This window comes from Exiguobacterium sp. s80 (assembly GCF_018618725.1).
Taxonomy (GTDB): Bacteria; Bacillota; Bacilli; order Exiguobacteriales; family Exiguobacteriaceae; genus Exiguobacterium_A; species Exiguobacterium_A oxidotolerans.
This window is the reverse complement of the sequence record NZ_JACSMP010000001.1, coordinates 57,772-74,872: the sequence shown is the minus strand read 5'-3', so window position 1 is coordinate 74,872 and position 17,101 is coordinate 57,772. Positions and strand designations below refer to the sequence as shown.

At 44.9% G+C, this 17,101-nt stretch carries 14 protein-coding genes; 2 read left to right on the top strand and 12 right to left on the bottom strand.

Going from position 1 to position 17,101, the window contains the following annotated elements; all coding sequences use genetic code 11:
- Window positions 1-424: 424 nt before the first annotated feature.
- Together addA and addB are read right to left on the bottom strand one after the other, a co-directional pair.
- On the bottom strand, window positions 425-3,976 hold the full coding sequence (addA, locus tag KNP94_RS00430) for a helicase-exonuclease AddAB subunit AddA (RefSeq protein ID WP_214805105.1): 3,552 nt from the start codon (window positions 3,974-3,976) through the stop codon (window positions 425-427).
- Entirely contained in the window at window positions 3,973-7,410 is a 3,438-nt protein-coding gene (addB, locus tag KNP94_RS00425; RefSeq protein ID WP_251132491.1) for a helicase-exonuclease AddAB subunit AddB, read from the bottom strand. Before addB ends, addA begins: the two co-directional genes overlap by 4 nt.
- Window positions 7,411-7,548: 138 nt before the next feature.
- On the opposite strand from addB, the gene KNP94_RS00420 reads away from it, so the two are divergent.
- Together KNP94_RS00420 and KNP94_RS00415 are read left to right on the top strand one after the other, a co-directional pair.
- Window positions 7,549-7,929, top strand: coding sequence for a truncated hemoglobin (locus tag KNP94_RS00420; RefSeq protein ID WP_214765503.1), 381 nt, complete (start codon window positions 7,549-7,551; stop codon window positions 7,927-7,929).
- Between the two features lie 59 nt (window positions 7,930-7,988).
- Window positions 7,989-8,327: a hypothetical protein gene (locus tag KNP94_RS00415; RefSeq protein WP_029332850.1), complete on the top strand. Its 339-nt coding sequence runs from the start codon at window positions 7,989-7,991 to the stop codon at window positions 8,325-8,327.
- A 72-nt stretch (window positions 8,328-8,399) separates the two neighbouring features.
- Here the strand turns inward: KNP94_RS00415 and KNP94_RS00410 are convergent, their stop codons facing one another.
- From KNP94_RS00410 to KNP94_RS00365, 10 genes are all read right to left on the bottom strand, one after another.
- Window positions 8,400-8,810: a hypothetical protein gene (locus KNP94_RS00410; protein ID WP_029332849.1), complete on the bottom strand. Its 411-nt coding sequence runs from the start codon at window positions 8,808-8,810 to the stop codon at window positions 8,400-8,402.
- Between the two features lie 120 nt (window positions 8,811-8,930).
- Window positions 8,931-9,404, bottom strand: a complete 474-nt coding sequence (locus KNP94_RS00405) for a competence protein ComK (protein ID WP_034801199.1) — start codon at window positions 9,402-9,404, stop codon at window positions 8,931-8,933.
- Window positions 9,405-9,514: 110 nt separating this feature from the next.
- The gene (locus tag KNP94_RS00400) at window positions 9,515-10,882 is read right to left on the bottom strand and encodes a HAMP domain-containing sensor histidine kinase (protein WP_239456836.1); all 1,368 of its coding nucleotides are present in this window, start codon (window positions 10,880-10,882) and stop codon (window positions 9,515-9,517) included.
- An 11-nt stretch (window positions 10,883-10,893) separates the two neighbouring features.
- Window positions 10,894-11,559 carry a response regulator transcription factor gene (locus KNP94_RS00395; protein ID WP_088836482.1) on the bottom strand — a complete coding sequence of 222 codons (666 nt, stop codon included), beginning with the start codon at window positions 11,557-11,559 and terminating at the stop codon, window positions 10,894-10,896.
- Window positions 11,560-11,690: 131 nt separating this feature from the next.
- The gene (locus tag KNP94_RS00390) at window positions 11,691-11,846 is read right to left on the bottom strand and encodes a hypothetical protein (RefSeq protein ID WP_167331094.1); all 156 of its coding nucleotides are present in this window, start codon (window positions 11,844-11,846) and stop codon (window positions 11,691-11,693) included.
- A 101-nt stretch (window positions 11,847-11,947) separates the two neighbouring features.
- Window positions 11,948-12,379: a methylglyoxal synthase gene (locus tag KNP94_RS00385; RefSeq protein WP_088836481.1), complete on the bottom strand. Its 432-nt coding sequence runs from the start codon at window positions 12,377-12,379 to the stop codon at window positions 11,948-11,950.
- A gap of 121 nt (window positions 12,380-12,500) precedes the next feature.
- The gene (locus tag KNP94_RS00380) at window positions 12,501-14,045 is read right to left on the bottom strand and encodes a fatty acid--CoA ligase family protein (RefSeq protein WP_214765571.1); all 1,545 of its coding nucleotides are present in this window, start codon (window positions 14,043-14,045) and stop codon (window positions 12,501-12,503) included.
- 125 nt (window positions 14,046-14,170) lie between these two features.
- On the bottom strand, window positions 14,171-15,058 hold the full coding sequence (locus KNP94_RS00375; protein ID WP_088836480.1) for an SDR family oxidoreductase: 888 nt from the start codon (window positions 15,056-15,058) through the stop codon (window positions 14,171-14,173).
- 51 nt (window positions 15,059-15,109) lie between these two features.
- Window positions 15,110-16,099 (bottom strand): lipoate--protein ligase, encoded by a 990-nt coding sequence (gene lplA, locus KNP94_RS00370; RefSeq protein ID WP_029332843.1) that lies wholly within the window; start codon window positions 16,097-16,099, stop codon window positions 15,110-15,112.
- Between the two features lie 33 nt (window positions 16,100-16,132).
- Window positions 16,133-16,816: a DsbA family oxidoreductase gene (locus tag KNP94_RS00365; RefSeq protein ID WP_215115079.1), complete on the bottom strand. Its 684-nt coding sequence runs from the start codon at window positions 16,814-16,816 to the stop codon at window positions 16,133-16,135.
- Window positions 16,817-17,101: the final 285 nt, after the last annotated feature.

The following is a 17,101-nucleotide window of genomic DNA, read 5'->3' as shown; positions in this document are numbered from 1 at the left end:
TTGGCGGTACTCGCTCCATCCTCACTTATACACATGGATGGAGGAAGTTCAACCATACTTCCTTCATTCTACACAGTTCCTTCATAATAGGAAATGGAAATTACTCGATGACTATTGTTTTTAAATGCGAGTCGTCTCATGCGCCTAGCCGAAAGGAGTTGATTCAAAAAGGAATCAACTCCTTTCACGTGCTTTTTCCTGTAGGAATCGTGTAAGGCGATATGCTTCCTTTTCCTCATATACAAGGGAAGAGGACTTTTGCAGGCACGCCTTAAAGAAACGAACATCAGGATTGGGAAAAATCCACATAGAAATGACCGATGATCCCCCTTTTTCATCGGATCATCGGCCATTTGATTGCGGTAAGGTGGAACCTTCCATCCTCGACGCCTACTGGAAAAGAAATCCTACTCTTGTTTACTCGTTAGATAACTTCAATCACTTGCTCTAAGGAAAATGCATAAATCAATTTTCGAGAGATAGAAATGTTCAAAATGGATTCAAGAGCTTCTTGATACAGGTTCAATTGTGTCGCGTAACGTTCGCAAAGAATCTCAGCTGGCGTTTGGTCAGCGCTCGTCTCGAAGACTTGGTCCGATTTATAGTCGAGAAGAATATAGTCCTCCCCATCTTGAATTAAACAATCGACAATCCCTTGCATGACTGCTTGATCAACGGGACCATGCCAATCCGTACGAAAACGTGAGGCATCGATTTTGTACGTGAAAGGTAGTTCACGGTAGACATCTCCCGTCCGTAAACGCTCCTCAAATAATCGTCCGATGCTTGAGGACAGGAATGTCTCGAGCTGATTTTGCGCATCACGCATCGTCAAAGCTTCTTGTTCTGAGATTCGTTCACCTGTCTCCCACTTCGTGATTTGTTCAGCGAGCGGCAGATCCGCTTCATAAAGTTGCATCGCTAAGTGTAAGACAGTCCCACGTTCTGCTCCCGTTAAGACCGGGCCTAAGAACTGTGGGGTCCGGTAATACGTCGCTTGACGTTCTGTCGCTTCAAACGCTGCCCGCTCCAGTTGTTCGGTCCGTTTGAGTTCAGTCACGGTTTGCTTCGCTGCCGTCTCGGTCGCAAGCTGGTGCGCATAGCGATAAGCAAAACTTTCTTCGATTCGCGCTTTGAAAGCGTCATTTTCAGGACGATCAATTTTTTCAAGTGCGCGGACATGTTCCAGTTGTTCAATCATCGTCGAAATTTCTTGGTATGGGGCAATTTCGTTCAGTTCCATGATCCGGAATGCCCATTGTTGCTCTCCTTCTTGTAACATAAAGTTTCGAAGTACAGCTGGTGCTACCCAGTCTGCATACGTTTTCGCATTACGACGGTCGATTTCCGGCAATAATAATTCATCGTGTGGAGCAGCTTGCCATTTTACCAACTGTTCATCTAATCCCTTGATTGAACCGACTAATACCAGCTTTTCTTTTGCTCGGGTCATCGCGACATAAAGAACTCGCATTTCTTCCGCTTTCATTTCACGATCCATCTCACGGCGAATGACCTCTTTTAACAATGTACCTGACCGCAGGCGTTTGATTGGATCAATCGCGTCAAGCGCAATCCCATACGTTTTGTGTAATTGTATGGCTTGGATTTGATCTTGTTTATTAAATTGCTTTCCGAGCTGACTGACAATCGTGACAGGAAACTCGAGCCCTTTCGATTGATGAATCGTCATGATGCGAATGACATCTTCGTCTTCTCCTAGTGAACGAGCTTCGGAAAAGTCTTCGCCACGCTCAATCAAACGATTTATCAGTCGTAGGAAACGATACAACCCGCGATACCCTGCTCCTTCATATTGTTTTGCACGTTCGTATAACGCATTCAAATTCGCTTGACGACTTCGTCCTCCTGCGAGACACCCGACGTATTCGAAATACCCGGTTTGATCAAACAGTGAGCGAATGAGTGCAGCAAGTGACTTACCACGGGCTTCTGTCCGCCATTGGTTGACACGTTGTAACGCTTCATCGACTCGAATCCCGAGTGGTGTCGCTTCGCCTGCCACATGGACGGCAGCCTCATAAAAACTCGTATCCTTCGATTTTGCACGAATCCGTCCTAAATCGCGATCGGTCAGACCAAAAATCGGCGACCGGAGCAAACTCGCGAATGGAATGTCCTGTAACGGATTATCAATCGTTTTTAATAATGCCATCATGATTTGAATTTCCGTCGCTTGGAAGTAACCGCCTGTCGTGTCCGCGTATACCGGCAGCTCATATTGTTCAAACACTTCAACGAGCGCTTGAACGCGTTTCCCACGTGAACGAACGAGCACGACGATGTCACGGTATTCACATTTTCGAAAACGTTTTTGTTTAGCATCGAAGACGAGATAGGGATTGTCATCATTGACCATCTCGATGATTCGGGTTGCGATGGCACGGGCCTCTAATTCTTCCTTATTTTCATCTTGTTGATCGATTAAAATCAATTCCGGTTCGACTTGTTCTGATTCGAAGTAACCAAGATTTCCGAGCCGTAGATAGGCTGCGTCGTCATAATCGATTTCACCGACGGCGGCATCCATCACTTGTCTGAAAATATGATTCGTCCCATCAAGGACTTCAAGACGACTCCGGAAATTTTTCGTCAAATCGATTCGTGTCCCATAATCTGTTTGCCGGAATCGCTTGAACTTATCAAGAAAAAGTCCCGGCTCAGCATGACGGAATTTATAAATCGATTGTTTAACGTCACCGACCATAAATAAATTACCGGTTTGTTCGTCTGATTGGGAGACTAACGTCAAGATACGTTCTTGCACTTCGTTCGTATCTTGGTATTCATCGACGAGCACTTCGACGAAGCGTTCTTGAAGCAAGCGGGCGACATCGGTCGGTGCCCCGTCTTCTTCTAAAACGGCTAAAGCAAAATGTTCCAAATCGGAAAAATCGACAAGCCCCCGTTCTTGTTTGGCTTCGAGATAGGCTTCAGCAAACTTTCGGACGAGTGTCACGATCATCTCGACATGTCCAAGTTGCGACCGAAGATCTTCGAGGTAGTCGACACCCTCTTTTTGAACGAATAGTTCCTGACGCTTTTTCAACTCACTGACGAGACGCGTCCGTTCCGTTTGAAATGTTTTAATCGCCTCATCCCCACGCGGACTTTTCCAGCGTCCGAACTCGACAGCTTGGAACGTCAGTGCGACCGTCGTCCAACGATCAGTCGCCGGATTAATACGGCGTAACGGTTCAATGTCACGCATTAGGAGCTCCGCCATTTCTGTATAGCCGGACTGATGCAAACGATAGGAGAGCTCAAGGTAACGTTCTAAAAGCGGTGCGATTTTTTGCCATTCTAATTCAAGGAGTCGTGTCAGCAACGAAGATTCATCAGGATCAACCGGCTGGTCGTATTGTGCAAGCAGATGCTCGTAAAAACCGTCTGGATCTGGTAGCGAACGCGAAAACCGGTACAAGTTTGAAATCAGAGAGAGCATTGCCTGATCGTCCCGATCGGAAGTATAACTATCAATCAATTCATAAAATGCCGGATTGGCGGCAGCGTAAAATTCTTCAAAGACCTCTTCCAGTACATCATCTTGTAACAACAATAATTCGGATTCATCCGCAATTCGAAAAGCCGGATCCAGCCCGATTCGATAATAGTTTTCCCGTAAGATTGATAAACAGAAGGAATGGATTGTCGTAATTTGTGCCCGGTTCATCATCTGACGCTGCTTCTTCAAATAAACATCGTCTGGGGCTTCTTTGATTTTCGCTTCGATCGCCTCGATGACACGCGTTTTCATTTCTTTTGCGGCAGCGTTTGTAAACGTCGCGACTAAAATCCGATCTGCTGTCAGTGGATCTTCTTGATCGATGACGCGTTGCGTCAACCGTTCAACGAGTACGGCGGTCTTCCCTGAACCGGCTGCTGCCGAAACGAGAATGTGTCCTCCGCGCGCATCGATTGCTTGTTGTTGCTCATCCGTCCAATTGACGCTCATTCCTCTTCCTCCTTCAGTCGGTCCAATACTTCTTTTTCAGATAAAGGGTCCAGTTGACGATAACTGTTCCCGAGCGATTCGTCGAATTGACAGACCGAACGGTATTCGCAAAACGTACACGGTGTTCGCTCTTGATAGTCGAACGGATCGATGGCGATATCTCCCGCGTACATCTCGGCACTGCTTGTTTTCAATTCGTCCCAGGCATGATCCATCAACGCGTTCAGTTCCGCTTCTTTGACGACCCCTTTCGTATGTGATTTATGCAGTCCTGTCTTCGTAAACGTCACTTTGACGAGTGGCGATTTTTTCCGTTCATCAAACGCAATTTGATCCATCGCCCGTAACACATCATCATTTTCGACAATCACACCTTGCATCTGGTAGGATTCGAGCAATAAACGATTCCGTTCTTCTTCAGCCGCCGACAAATCACTTCGTAACATCGGATTTTTGACATGGAAGTACAGGGCGCCTGCTGGTTTCGCTTGTTGATTAAATAAGACTTCTGATTGTTCGACGACCGTTTTTAAATAGAGCAACATCTGAATCGCAAGACCATAATAAATTTCAGCAAAATCAAGCGCTCGGGCACTCGACTTGTAATCGACAATCCGGACGTACAATTGGTCACCAATCGTCGCTTGGTCGACTCGATCAATTCTACCAGTGAATTCGATTTCCGTTCCATCCGGCAGAGTAAACCGTAACGGCGGGAACATCGCGTTCCCAAAGCTGATTTCAAATAAATCAGGTTCGAAGTCAGACCGTTCTGCTTGTTTGACGAGCATCTTCGCCGTTTGTTCGACGACATCCGTTAATTTTTTCTGAATGTATCCGAACCGATTCGAACTCATCAAAATAGCATTTTGAATGTCTGGTGTCACTTTTTCCACGGCATTTTTCGCAAGTTCTGTGCACGATGCATCATCTAAATCACGCCATTTTCTGCCGGACTCCTTGATGTTGACGGACAAATCATTTAACGCGCCATGAAATAGATTTCCAATGTCGGGTGCCTCGAATTTATATAGTTTTCGTTCCTTCAAACGTAGCCCATACCGTGCAAAATGCTTATAGGAACACGCATTATACGTCTCAAATCTAGAGACACTCGCCTTGATGCTGTCACCGTAAAGGGAACGTGCTAAGTCGTCTGGAAGTTCATCTGCTCGGTTTTGATAAAATAACGCATCGACGAGTAACGCCATTCGTTCTCGTCCTTGACCATTCTCGAGCAATGCATTGTAGACATCAAACCATGACGATTGAATCGGATACCGGCGCTGTAAACGGCGTAACTCGATTGCCGTCGCAGCCGCCGCTCGGTCGGGATCAGTTACGAAATCGAATTGATCATTTGGTGCATGCTCTCCTGCTTCTGCGAAGTGTGTTTTGACAGGACGGTCTTGCAGTAACTGGTACTTGATTTGTTTCACGATGGAGGCTGGTTGTAATGCCTTCCCGTCCTCATCAACAAGAGCATAACTGATATACAACGATTCACTCGGTGCCGTCACTCCGTGGTACAGGTAGTATAATTCGTCATCAAAGACATCCAGTGACGCTTTACCGACCGGAACTCCATGATTGTGAAGGAAATCATGATCTCCTTCCGACAATAGTTTCGACTGGTCTTCGACGAACGGAATCATACCATCATTCGCGCCGAGTAAAAATGCGACTTTTACTCGTTGTAAACGCCCCCGGACATAATCCGTCGCGATGACCTGATCGAGCGATGGCGGGACGAGTGAGAAGCGCAAACTCTCAAGTCCGGTTTCGACCATTTGTACGAATAAGTCTGTCGACAGTTCCGTCTCAGGAGCTGCTGCTTCGAGTTGTTCAAGTAAATGTAAGACCGCTTCATATACTTGATCATGTTCCCGGGCATGACTGAGCTCATTGCGCTCGAGCGCCTCTTGTTTCCAACTGAACAGCCGATCTGTCAACTGGTGTTCTTCAAGGAACTGATAAAGCGAACGCGTATGTTCACTCATTGTTTTTGATTTCTTCAACCGGTCTTGTAACGGTGTAATCGCATCGACGACGAATTGACGCATCCGGTTTAACTCATCCTCTTCTTCGAGTTCCTCCGCCGTCAGACTGACTTCATCCGTTAAGCGTCGTTTCAATTGCCACGGCTTTTGCCACATCGTGCCTTTAATGCCACGTTCTAAGACAAACGTCTCTAATCGATCAAGCGCGAGCCGTTGATCATCTGCCGGGAGTGGCATCAATTCCGTTTTCAACAGACGAAAGACTGCTTCTTCACGGTAACCGGCGACGACGAGCTCTAAAGCAGACTGAATCAATTCAACAATCGGATGATGAATCATCGTTTCCCGCTTATCAAGGAAATACGGAATATCATAGAGCTGAAACGCACGTTCTAAATGATCCGCATACGGTTCAAGATGTCGTACGATAAAAGCAATTTCATTGAACCGGTAACCATGCTGGCGCACGAGTTGGATTGCCTGGCGGACAGCGGCTTCCGTTTCAACTTGGCGATTGACGGCAGCTGTCACCGTGACCCCGTCCACTTCATGATCGACAGGAGGATAGGCAGGACTCATCAATGATTGTTCTAATGTTTGCAGTCCTTCCGACTTGAACTTAATCGTCCGTTCATAATGGACCTCTTCATGCTCGAGCTGTCGGTCTTGCATCTGTTCGAGCAATTGCATATAACAACGTTGGGAGACCCCAAACTCCGTCTGTTTCGCATAGGGATCGCTCACATCGATTGTAAAGCTGATATGCACTTCTTTTGCTAGTTCCATCAATTTAAGCAACACCTGTTGTTCCTGTAACGAAAACTCATAGAAACCATCAATAAAGAATTGTGTATTACCAAGACCTGCTGTCGGTAACAAGTCGAGTAACGTTGTATAGTAATCATCTGCATGAAGCGCTTTATCCACGATGCGTTCTGAGAACCGCTCATAAATCAGAGCTAAATCATTTAGTTTCGGCGAGCGTTCCGGAGAAAGTCCGCTAATTTGACGTAACATGTCTGGAGCGACGAGCGAACGTTTGAACGTAGCGATCAGTTCATCAAGCCCCTTGTAAAACCCGGGCATATTCTTTGTCCGTTTGAAAATCTTTAACTCATTTTCAACTTCTTCGACGACTTGACGTAATAACAACTGTGTCCCTGTCTCGTCTAAAAACGGAATCGCCTGATTGCCATGATCCCGCATGATATGAAAAGCAAAGCGCCGCAAACTCATGACTTCCATCCGTACTAATCCAGATAGGCGGGCATCCGTCGCAATTCGACGTTCCATCTCAAATGACATTTGATCGGGGACGATAAAATAAATCGGCTCTCCAAGTGGTCGCTCCTCGAGCTCATTGATTACAGTCTCTATTAATTTTGTGGTTTTTCCGGTTCCGGCACGACCGAGGTGCATATGATTCATGGTCATCAGTTCCTCCCTTAGCTCGTTTTTGTATACGTCATTATCTCATAAAACACGAACAAACGTCCGTTTTTGAAGCTATATTTTTCTACTTATTTTTGCTACACTGAAGCCAATTAAAATTAGTTAGACAGGAGGAATACCATGCTATATGATGACATCGGAAAACAACCGATGCTTGAACAGCTAGTCGCTCGCTTTTATCAACTTGTTTATGCCGACCCCATACTTCGTCCGATTTTCCCTGATGATCGTCAACGTGTCGAGCAGGCGCAAGTTATTTTTTTGACACACTTAACAGGTGGTCCACGCCAATATGAGTTAGATGATTCGCGGACGAATTTAGCGATGATTCACCGACTCTTACCAATTGAACAGCAACACGCCTTTCGCTGGATGGAGTTGATGGAAGTGGCCATCTATGAGACAATTTCCAATCGAGCTGTAGCTGAACGTTTGATGGAGCGCTTACGAATTGGTGCATTAAACGTCTTACGGATTTGTGAGGCTCATCAGGAACCGTGAGGGATTTTTCTTTCTCATCTGTCCATTTCCATGTAAAATGAAAGATGGAGGCGATAATTATGACTGAAGAACAAGATAAGAAACCTGATTTAGTGAAATCGGCACTCGAACAAGCAGAGGCGAAAACTGCAGAGGAACCGGTTGAAGAAGAAAAGTCTGACGAGCAAAAGAAACTCGAACATATTAAAGGGCTCGTCACATTAGAGCGCGGTTCTGATTACTTCCGTGTCGTCTTTTATGATGACCACAAGCATTTGATTTTCAAGGAACTCGATTATGATCGTGTCGAATTCGTTGGTCGCTTCTATAATGATAGTTTTGACGCGACGAATTTGAAACAGCTCGAAGAAATTGCAGAGAAAGCACTCTCAACTTCGATTCGAAAACGTTTCCTTTAAGATAGGTTATGTATAGAGAAAGCCGCGTCCCTGGATTAAATGAGGGACGCGGCTTTTTTCTTATACGCTTGTTTATTCACTCTCGGGAGTGTTTCTTTTTTTGCGACGAAGTACATATGCGAGTACCCCTCCGGCAACGGCAAGCCCTGTCGCCGCTAAAACGGGAATCAATACTTTCTTCGAAGATAATTTTTGCTTCACTTGCTCTAAGCGAGATTCTGTTACTTCTTTTTGCGCAATCGATGTGCGGCGGTTAATCGTCATATGTTTTGATGCATCTGTGACGACTACTCGCTTTGTCACCCAACGTCGATTTCCTGCCTCGTCGACGATGAGTTGGCGTGTTCGCTTAATATCTTTAATTCGTTTGCCGGGCGTGTTTTCTGGACGGACGATCCGTGAACTAATAAAACGGCGTCCTCCATTAACACCGAAGCCCGGCTGTAATTTTCTACGGTTTAACCATTCATATGATTCATTCATCGTGTAGCGACCAGATCGGTCGCTTCACCTCCCCTTCAATGCGCATTCAGTTTCTACTCAAGTTCATTTCGCTCTCATTGGTAACGTTTCCTGTTAGAGTGTTCCACTTTTCTGCACTTGTTAAACGTGTTCATGTCCCGTTCCCTGGAAGCGTCGTTGCATTTCGTAAGCTAATTCTAGGGTTTTAATCCGCTGTCGTTCAATACTATAGGCAGATGCGGCCGTATCAATCCGCTGTCCTGTTTGAAACTCGACTTGCACCTTTCCGCCACTCTTCTTAACGGTCTTCATTTGTTTAAAGTTAATCCAGATGCACTCCGCCTTTTCTTTAGCTGTCGTCGGAAAGAAGATGGTTTGTGCTTGCCAATCAATTAAAACCGGCGTTTTTCGGTTTGGTCCTAAGATATGTCGTGCTGCTTCAATTCTTCCTCGCATCGAAGAACCAAAATACAAACATGATTCTTCAATCAGTTTGATCGGATGTCCTTCGAGCACAAGTTCCGACCGTTCTTTAATAAGTAGTGTTTGCGGTTCCCCGTATTGACCGTACTGAGGAATAAGAGCTAACGTTTCTTCCGTGATGTTATGTGGCATCCTACTATCTCCCTTCTTCTATTACTTTGTTTATATCAAAGAACCCACCTGTACGCCCTCGACTGTTCGATATTTCCCAATATAAAAAACGAGATATCGCTATCTCGTTTTTAAAGTTCTTTCGTTGATTGGTCCATCTCTGGCTTAAAATGACGTGGGAATTTGAAAATCACACAAACTTTATCTTTTCCATTTCCCACTGCTTGGTTCTCGATTGAAACTTCCCCGTCATGACGCTCAACGATACGTTTTACGATATAAAGACCTAGACCAAATTTACCTTCTTTACCACGTGAAAATTGATGAAAAAGTGGTGATGATGAATCGAGTGGTGGACCGTCGTTTTCAATCTCGATTTGAGCTATCTCTTCGGTCCCGGATAAACGAATATCAATCGATGTCTCAGCATATCGCATCGCATTATCAATTACATTTTCAAGTGCAACCCGTAATTGTTCTCCTTCGCCAAGTACAAGACCGGCTTCCCCTGTAATCGTCCACGAAAGCGGCTTTGTACTTGAAAAACGACTTTGTAGTAAATGAACCATTCGGTCTAAATCAATCGTATCCCATGTAGAACGATCTAATTCAAAGTAATCCAATTTCGTCACATAAAGCAAGGCAGCGACTTTCTTTTCTAACCGCTCGGCCTCTTCCTCAATTACTGAGACCGAACCCGTCAAATCACCATCCGGATAAATCCCGTCAGAAATGGACTGTGCATAACTGCGAATGACCATGATTGGTGTCTTCAGGTCATGTGAAATATTTTGTAACAACGCTTTTTGTGCTTTATCCTGCTTTTCTAAATCGACGCGCATGGCATTGACCGATCGTGCCAAACGACCAATTTCATCTCCGCGATCAAGAGGAAGTGGCGTATTCCACTGTTGCGCTGCAATCTTTCCGACTGCACCTTCAATTTCAATCAATGGTTGCGTCAAGCGACGTGCTAACCAAAAAGCGATGAACAATGTCAAGATACTCACAATTACGACGACCCAGCCAATTTTTGAAAACAATTGCGTAATCAGTTCTTGACGATAGGCATCCCAGACATAAGAGACACGATAATACGTCTCCCCTTCCGATTCTATCTTGAGAATGCTGTAATAGACGTCTTCTTTATCAAGTTGCGTCGTATATTTTTCCGTTTCTGCTTTTTGATTGATCGCATCACGATACATCTGATCAATCAATTGTTGCGGGGCTCCCCCATAATAGAGTTTCCCATTTTTCGAAAGCAACAAAATATTAACGGAACGCGACTCCTGTTTTCGACGATCAAATTCAATTGGATTGTCCTGCAACATGTCGATGACAGAAGCATCTTTTGAAAAGAAGACTTCACTGTTTTCTAACGTCGAATAGACCTGTTCATCAATAAAGTTTCCAATCGATGACCGCATGACGACAAGGATAACGATCGAGAGCGTTGCGATGACGAGTAGAAACATCGCCCAAATCTGAAATCCCAAACTCCGATTCTTCATGCAGACACCAACCGGTAGCCAATCCCATAAATCGTCTCTAGTTCAAGTTTGGATAATTTTTTCCGGACTCGTCGAACTAAATCATCGACGACACGATCGGAACCAAAGTAATCATCACCCCAGACACTGACAAGAATCTGTTCACGGGACATTGGCGTCCCGATTTGTGTCGCAAATAAAATCAACAAATCATACTCTTTTGAGGTCAAATCAATTTCTTGACCATTTTCTTCGATGACTCGTTTTTCAGGATAGATTGTATAATCGCCATACTGAATCACTCCTGTTTTTGGTGTCGCATAGGCGCGCGCTAAGATTTTTTTGACACGAATGACAAGTTCTCTTGGCAAAAACGGTTTCGCGATGTAATCATCCGAGCCCATTTCTAAGCCGATGATTTTGTCGATATCTTCGTCTCGGGCAGAGATGAAAATAACAGGTGTCGTCTCATCATGTGCCTTGATTCGTTTAATCAACTGAAATCCGTCCATATCCGGTAACATAATATCGAGCACCCATAAATCAGGCTTTTCAATAATCGCTGAAGCTGCCGCTTCCCCAGAGGTGAACGATTTCACTTGCCATCCTTCTTGTTCTAAATATTTTACGAGCACGCGGTTCAGATTCACTTCATCATCCACTAAATAAATCGTATGCATCACTGTCACTCCTGACTAAGTCCTTTTTTTGTAGTGTATCAAAGGAATTCCGCACAATTATGTGAGAACACTCCAAATGTGAAAAAAACGCCCTCTTTTATCCAAAAAGAGGCGCGTTTAGTCAGTAACACTATTTATTTTACGAGGCGCAACGATGGATAGGTTGCACGTTCTACGTTCGTTTTAACATCTGTCGCAATATGACGACGTTCCGTCTTTACAATATGTGCTAAGAAGGTTGCTCCTCCACCGAGTAAGACCGTGACACCTGTCATTAAAATGATTTCCATTGTTTTCGCCGCCCTTTTCTATCGCAATTGATAATCAGTATCATCTTCAATACGACTATAACACGATGAAACGAAAATGAGAAGCGTTCTCAAGCAGTTTGTTACGAAGAAAATTTATCTTGTTCCTCTTCCCGTCGCTTTTGAATAATTTCACGCCATTTAAAATCACCTTGTTCAAGCCCATTAATTAAAATCTCAGCCGTCCCGACATTTGTCGCTAACGGCAAGTCATAGACATCACATAAGCGAATCAAGGCCGATACATCCGGTTCATGAGGCTGTGCCGTCAACGGATCACGTAAAAAGATCACGATGTCAATTTCCCCTCGAGCAACCATCGCGCCAATTTCTTGATCGCCACCAAGTGGTCCAGATTTACAGCGGTGTACGTCGAGCGCCGTCGCTTCGACGATCCGCTTCCCTGTCGTCCCCGTGGCGTACAATTGATTCTTTGCTAAATAGTCCTGGTAGGCCCGGGCAAACATGATCATCTCATCTTTTTTCTCGTCATGTGCAATCAATGCAATGTTCATTTTATCGTCCTCCTCTCTAGAGTATATGCACTCAAACGCGCCTTCAAAAACCTCTCATTTTCATGAATAGACTAAAAAACCGACGATGTTCACGCTTGAACGTCGTCGGTTAAGAAGGATGTCATGAATTGGATGGTTGTTTTTTCAACACGGTCCGTAAAATTTTTCCGGTCGTATTGCGTGGCAATTGATCAATGAATTCGAGACGTGTCGGACACTTGTATTTCGCGAGTGAAATCGCACAAAAATCGAGAAGGTCTGCTTCTGTGACGCTATCTTTTAACACGATAAATGCCTTGACGGCTTCTCCCATCTCTTCATCTGGTACACCGATTACGGCAGCTTCGACGACCCCTGGATGTTTATAGAGCACTTCTTCGACTTCACGTGGATAGACATTGTAACCACCAACGATAATCATATCCTTTTTCCGATCGACGATATAAAAATAACCGTCCTCGTCTCTTCTCGCGAGATCTCCCGTATATAACCAACCGTCGCGTAGCGTCGCTTGTGTCTCTTCCGGCATCTTATAATAGCCCGTCATGACATTCGGTCCACGGACAATTAACTCTCCGACTTGACCATCCGGTAATTCTTGTCCGAGTTCGTCCACAATTTTATTTTCGACATCGATGATGGACGGACCGATCGACCCCGGCTTTTGGATTCCATTTAACGGATTGAAGCACGTGACGGGTGAGGCTTCTGATAGGCCGTATCCTTCTAGTATGTGACAGTTGAACGTCTTTTCAAATGATTCAAGTAAAGGAACCGGTAAGCTCGCTCCACCGGAAACGAATAATCGGCTCGACGCAAAGTAATCTGCAAAATGCGGGTGGGCTTGAACCGTCTGAAGAAGGAAATTATACATTGTCGGTACGCCGGCAAAAATCGTAACTTGCTCTTTTTTCGCCAGTTCAAACGTTTCTTGCGGTGAAAAACGTGGTGCAATGATGATTGATGCTCCGTGTGCAAGTGAAGCGTTAACGACGACCGTCAAGCAAAAGACATGGAACATCGGTAACACAGCGAGCGTCCGGTCGCGCTCTGACACATTTAAGTATTCACCAATCGATTGTGCATTTGATGTTAAGTTACGGTGTGAGAGCATGGCGCCTTTCGGTTTCCCTGTTGTTCCGCTCGTATACAAAATGACTGCCGTATCATCGAGTTCATTCATCACGTCTTTGACCGGATGTTCGATGGAAAGCCAGTCTTCTAACGTCGTAAATTCAACATTCCCGATTTTTTCGCTTGGGCCAATTACCCCGTTAAACGGCACCGATACGACAACGGATAAGTTCGGTAAATGAACTAACCGTGCTTTTGCTGCTTCGACGAGCGGAGCGATCCCAAGAATTCCTTTAACGTCCCCATTCATCAAAATGTACCCGATTTCATCCGGTGTATATGTTGGGTTGATTGGAATCGCAATCGCCCCTTGCTTCATGATGGCATAATACCCAACTAAAAACGCTGGACTGTTCCCAAGTATCAATGCAACATGATCTCCTTTGCGAATCCCGTTCGCTTCTAATGCCCCTGCTGCCCGGTGGAACTTTTCGACAAACTCATGATAACTGACTTTCGTGTCTTCGAAGACGTAGGCGACTGCATCCGGACTTCTCCGGGCGGTCTCCTCTACAGAATGAATCAATCCCATCATCATTAACTTCTCCCTTCAAATGAACAACCATTCATTTTTTACGCAAAAAAAATCCATACATAACGCTTGCGTTAGTATGGATAGTATATCATTTTATGGAAACGTTTTCACGTTCTTTATCATTATCCGTTGATGATGACACCACCATTGAGATGAAGCACTTGTCCTGTCATATAGCTCGAATCATTACATGCTAAGAACACGTACGCGGATGCCATTTCTGCCGGTTGGCCCGGTCGATCCATCGGTGTATTTTTACCGAACGTTTTTACCGATTCATCCGGGAACGTCTCCGTGATCAACGGTGTCCAAATCGGACCTGGTGCGACAGCATTGACACGAACCCCTTGTTTTGCGAGATTCATGGATAAACTTCGCGTGAAGCTGACGATCGCCCCTTTTGTTGAAGAATAATCAATCAGAAGGGCATTGCCTTCATATGCTGTTGATGATGTTGTATTGATGATGGCAGATCCTTGCTTGAGGTGTGGTAAAGCAGCACGTGCAAGACGCATCATTCCAAAAATATTTGTTTTGAATGTCTTCTCCAGCGACTTGTCTTCAATATCGAGAAGCGAGTCTTCTGGTTTTTGCATACTCGCATTATTGACGACAATATCGAGGCGGCCAAATTTGTCGATTGTTTTTTGAACGAGTTCTTCACAATAAGCTGCGTCTCCAATGTCTCCTTTAGACAGGAGCACTTCCCCACCAAGCTCTTCGACACGCGCTTTCGTTTCTTCCGCGCCCTCTTGGTCGCCATAGAAGGCGATGACGATTTTCGCACCTTCAAGCGTATAGGCAAGCGATACGGCACGTCCGATTCCGGAATTACCACCAGTGATGATTGCGACCTTGCCTTTTAATTTCCCGGCCGCACGATAATCGTCACGTTCATAGTAAGGGAGCGGTTGATTATCCTCTGTTTTTGGTAACCCTTCTGAGACCTGTTCAAAATTGATGAAATCCTCTAACGTACCTTCTAAAAAGTTATCTTTATTGTAGCCCATAAAAAAAGCTCCCCCTATGCAAGTTGATAGAGAGAGTTTTCCCAAAAAAGCTTATGCTAAAACGTCGAGTACTTCGTCTAGTTCGACAGCACCAAAATATTTTTTTAATTCATACTGACTTAATACTTCCCGCAATGACGCACGGTCGTATCGTTTTCCTTCTAATGCTTGAGCAATTTCCGAGGCATCCGCGACACCAAAGAAATCTCCATAGATTTTCGCTTCTTGAATGATGCCCTTCGTAACATTAAGCCGGAAATCAATCGTTCCGATCGGGAAACGTTTTTTATGGATGACATCAAACTTCGGAGACTTGCCGAAGTTCCAGTCCCAGTTGCCATACCGTTCTGCTGAAATCGCATTAACCTTTTCCCAGTCTGCTTCCGTCAACGTATAACGCTCGATTTCTTTTCCTTCATAAATCGAAGCGAGCAGATGATCAACGAATTGATCCATCGTCAACGGTTCAGTTAAGAATTCAGAAATATTGGCGACACGACTACGAACTGATTTGATTCCTTTTGATCGCATTTTTTCTTCGCTGACGACTAACGCATTGACGACTTCTTCAATATTCGAATCAAGCATCAATGTCCCGTGGCTAAACATCCGTCCACGGGTCGTAAACTGAGCATTCCCACTAATCTTACGCGTTCCGACATGAATATCGTTTCGCCCAGATAGCTCAGCTTCCACGCCCAGTTTGTGAAGGGCTTGCACGACAGGCTCCGTGAACTTTTTGTAGTTATTAAACGAATCACCGTCATCTTTCGTCAAGAAACTGAAGTTCAAGTTTCCCTCATCGTGATAAACCGCTCCACCACCAGATAGACGACGCACGACGTGAATGCCATGATCCTCGACGTACTTCAAGTTGACTTCTTCATTCGTGTTTTGATTTTTTCCGACGATGATGGAAGGACCATTGATATAAAATAAAAAATAGTCTTCTTCATTGACGTTCAAGTTATTCAAGATGAATTCTTCGACAGCAAGGTTAATCCGCGCATCTCGAATTTCAGGGTGAAAGATAAGTTTCATGTAGGGTACGTTCTCCTTTTGTTAGCCTGGATTTTAGTTACAACCATCGACTCCGCAAGCATCACCATCTGCTACGACTTCAATCTTTTGTTCCGCTTGAATCCGGTCCATCACTTGGCTAAACGCTTCAACGGGTTGCGCCCCTGAAATCGCATATTTACGATCAAATACGAAGAAGGGAACTCCTGTCACACCAAGTTCGCGTGCCATCTCTTCTTCTTCCCGGACTTCAGTTGTTGAAGTATCTGATGCAAGGAATGCCTCAACCTCTTCTGAGTCGAGTCCGACTTCCTGCGCAACGCGCGTCAAGATTGACGGATCGTTCAAGTTCTCCCCTTTCATGAAGTAAGACTGAAAGAGTGCTTCCGATATCTCATCCATTTTACCATGTTTTTTCGCGAGTTGAGTCAAGCGATGAGCTTCAAATGTATTGGCAGGAACGACACGATCCATTTCGTACATTAATCCGTCAGCTTTCGCTGACTCAACGATGCCTTGTGACATATTACGTGCTTCCTCGACTGTCGTACCGTATTTCGAAGCAAGAATTTCATATAATCCTTTCGTCGGTTCAGCCGGTGCATTCGGATCGAGTTCAAAACTTTTAAATTCGACCTCGACATTTTTCATTCCATTCGCTTCAATTGCTTTTTCTAGACGTTTTTTCCCGATATAACAAAACGGACACGCGTAATCTGACCATACTTCTACTTTCATTTCATTCCAACTCCCTTTGATTTTTCAGTATGGACTAAGCATAATCCTCAGCGACACCTCTTGCAATTAATCTGATTTCAAGTCATGGAAAAATGCCCCCGACGTATTGTAGGGAGCATTACAACGTGTAGATAAAGTGATCTCGAGAAATAAAAGCGGTTTTTTTCGTTGCTTTCCTCGGGTGAGGCGCAAGCCATTGCGCCTTGATCCTAATGGACAACGAGCAGGGTCTTGCCTGCCTCTGAAAGTGCGTTAAACACGCACTTTCACCCGTAGGAGTCAACG

Coding starts and splice junctions, on each gene's coding strand:
- addA (WP_214805105.1), bottom strand. CDS start 3,976: ATGAGCGTCAATTGGACGGATGAGCAACAACAAGCAATCGATGCGCGC.
- addB (WP_251132491.1), bottom strand. CDS start 7,410: ATGACCATGAATCATATGCACCTCGGTCGTGCCGGAACCGGAAAAACC.
- KNP94_RS00420 (WP_214765503.1), top strand. CDS start 7,549: ATGCTATATGATGACATCGGAAAACAACCGATGCTTGAACAGCTAGTC.
- KNP94_RS00415 (WP_029332850.1), top strand. CDS start 7,989: ATGACTGAAGAACAAGATAAGAAACCTGATTTAGTGAAATCGGCACTC.
- KNP94_RS00410 (WP_029332849.1), bottom strand. CDS start 8,810: ATGAATGAATCATATGAATGGTTAAACCGTAGAAAATTACAGCCGGGC.
- KNP94_RS00405 (WP_034801199.1), bottom strand. CDS start 9,404: ATGCCACATAACATCACGGAAGAAACGTTAGCTCTTATTCCTCAGTAC.
- KNP94_RS00390 (WP_167331094.1), bottom strand. CDS start 11,846: ATGGAAATCATTTTAATGACAGGTGTCACGGTCTTACTCGGTGGAGGA.
- KNP94_RS00385 (WP_088836481.1), bottom strand. CDS start 12,379: ATGAACATTGCATTGATTGCACATGACGAGAAAAAAGATGAGATGATC.
- KNP94_RS00380 (WP_214765571.1), bottom strand. CDS start 14,045: ATGGGATTGATTCATTCTGTAGAGGAGACCGCCCGGAGAAGTCCGGAT.
- KNP94_RS00375 (WP_088836480.1), bottom strand. CDS start 15,058: ATGGGCTACAATAAAGATAACTTTTTAGAAGGTACGTTAGAGGATTTC.
- lplA (WP_029332843.1), bottom strand. CDS start 16,099: ATGAAACTTATCTTTCACCCTGAAATTCGAGATGCGCGGATTAACCTT.
- KNP94_RS00365 (WP_215115079.1), bottom strand. CDS start 16,816: ATGAAAGTAGAAGTATGGTCAGATTACGCGTGTCCGTTTTGTTATATC.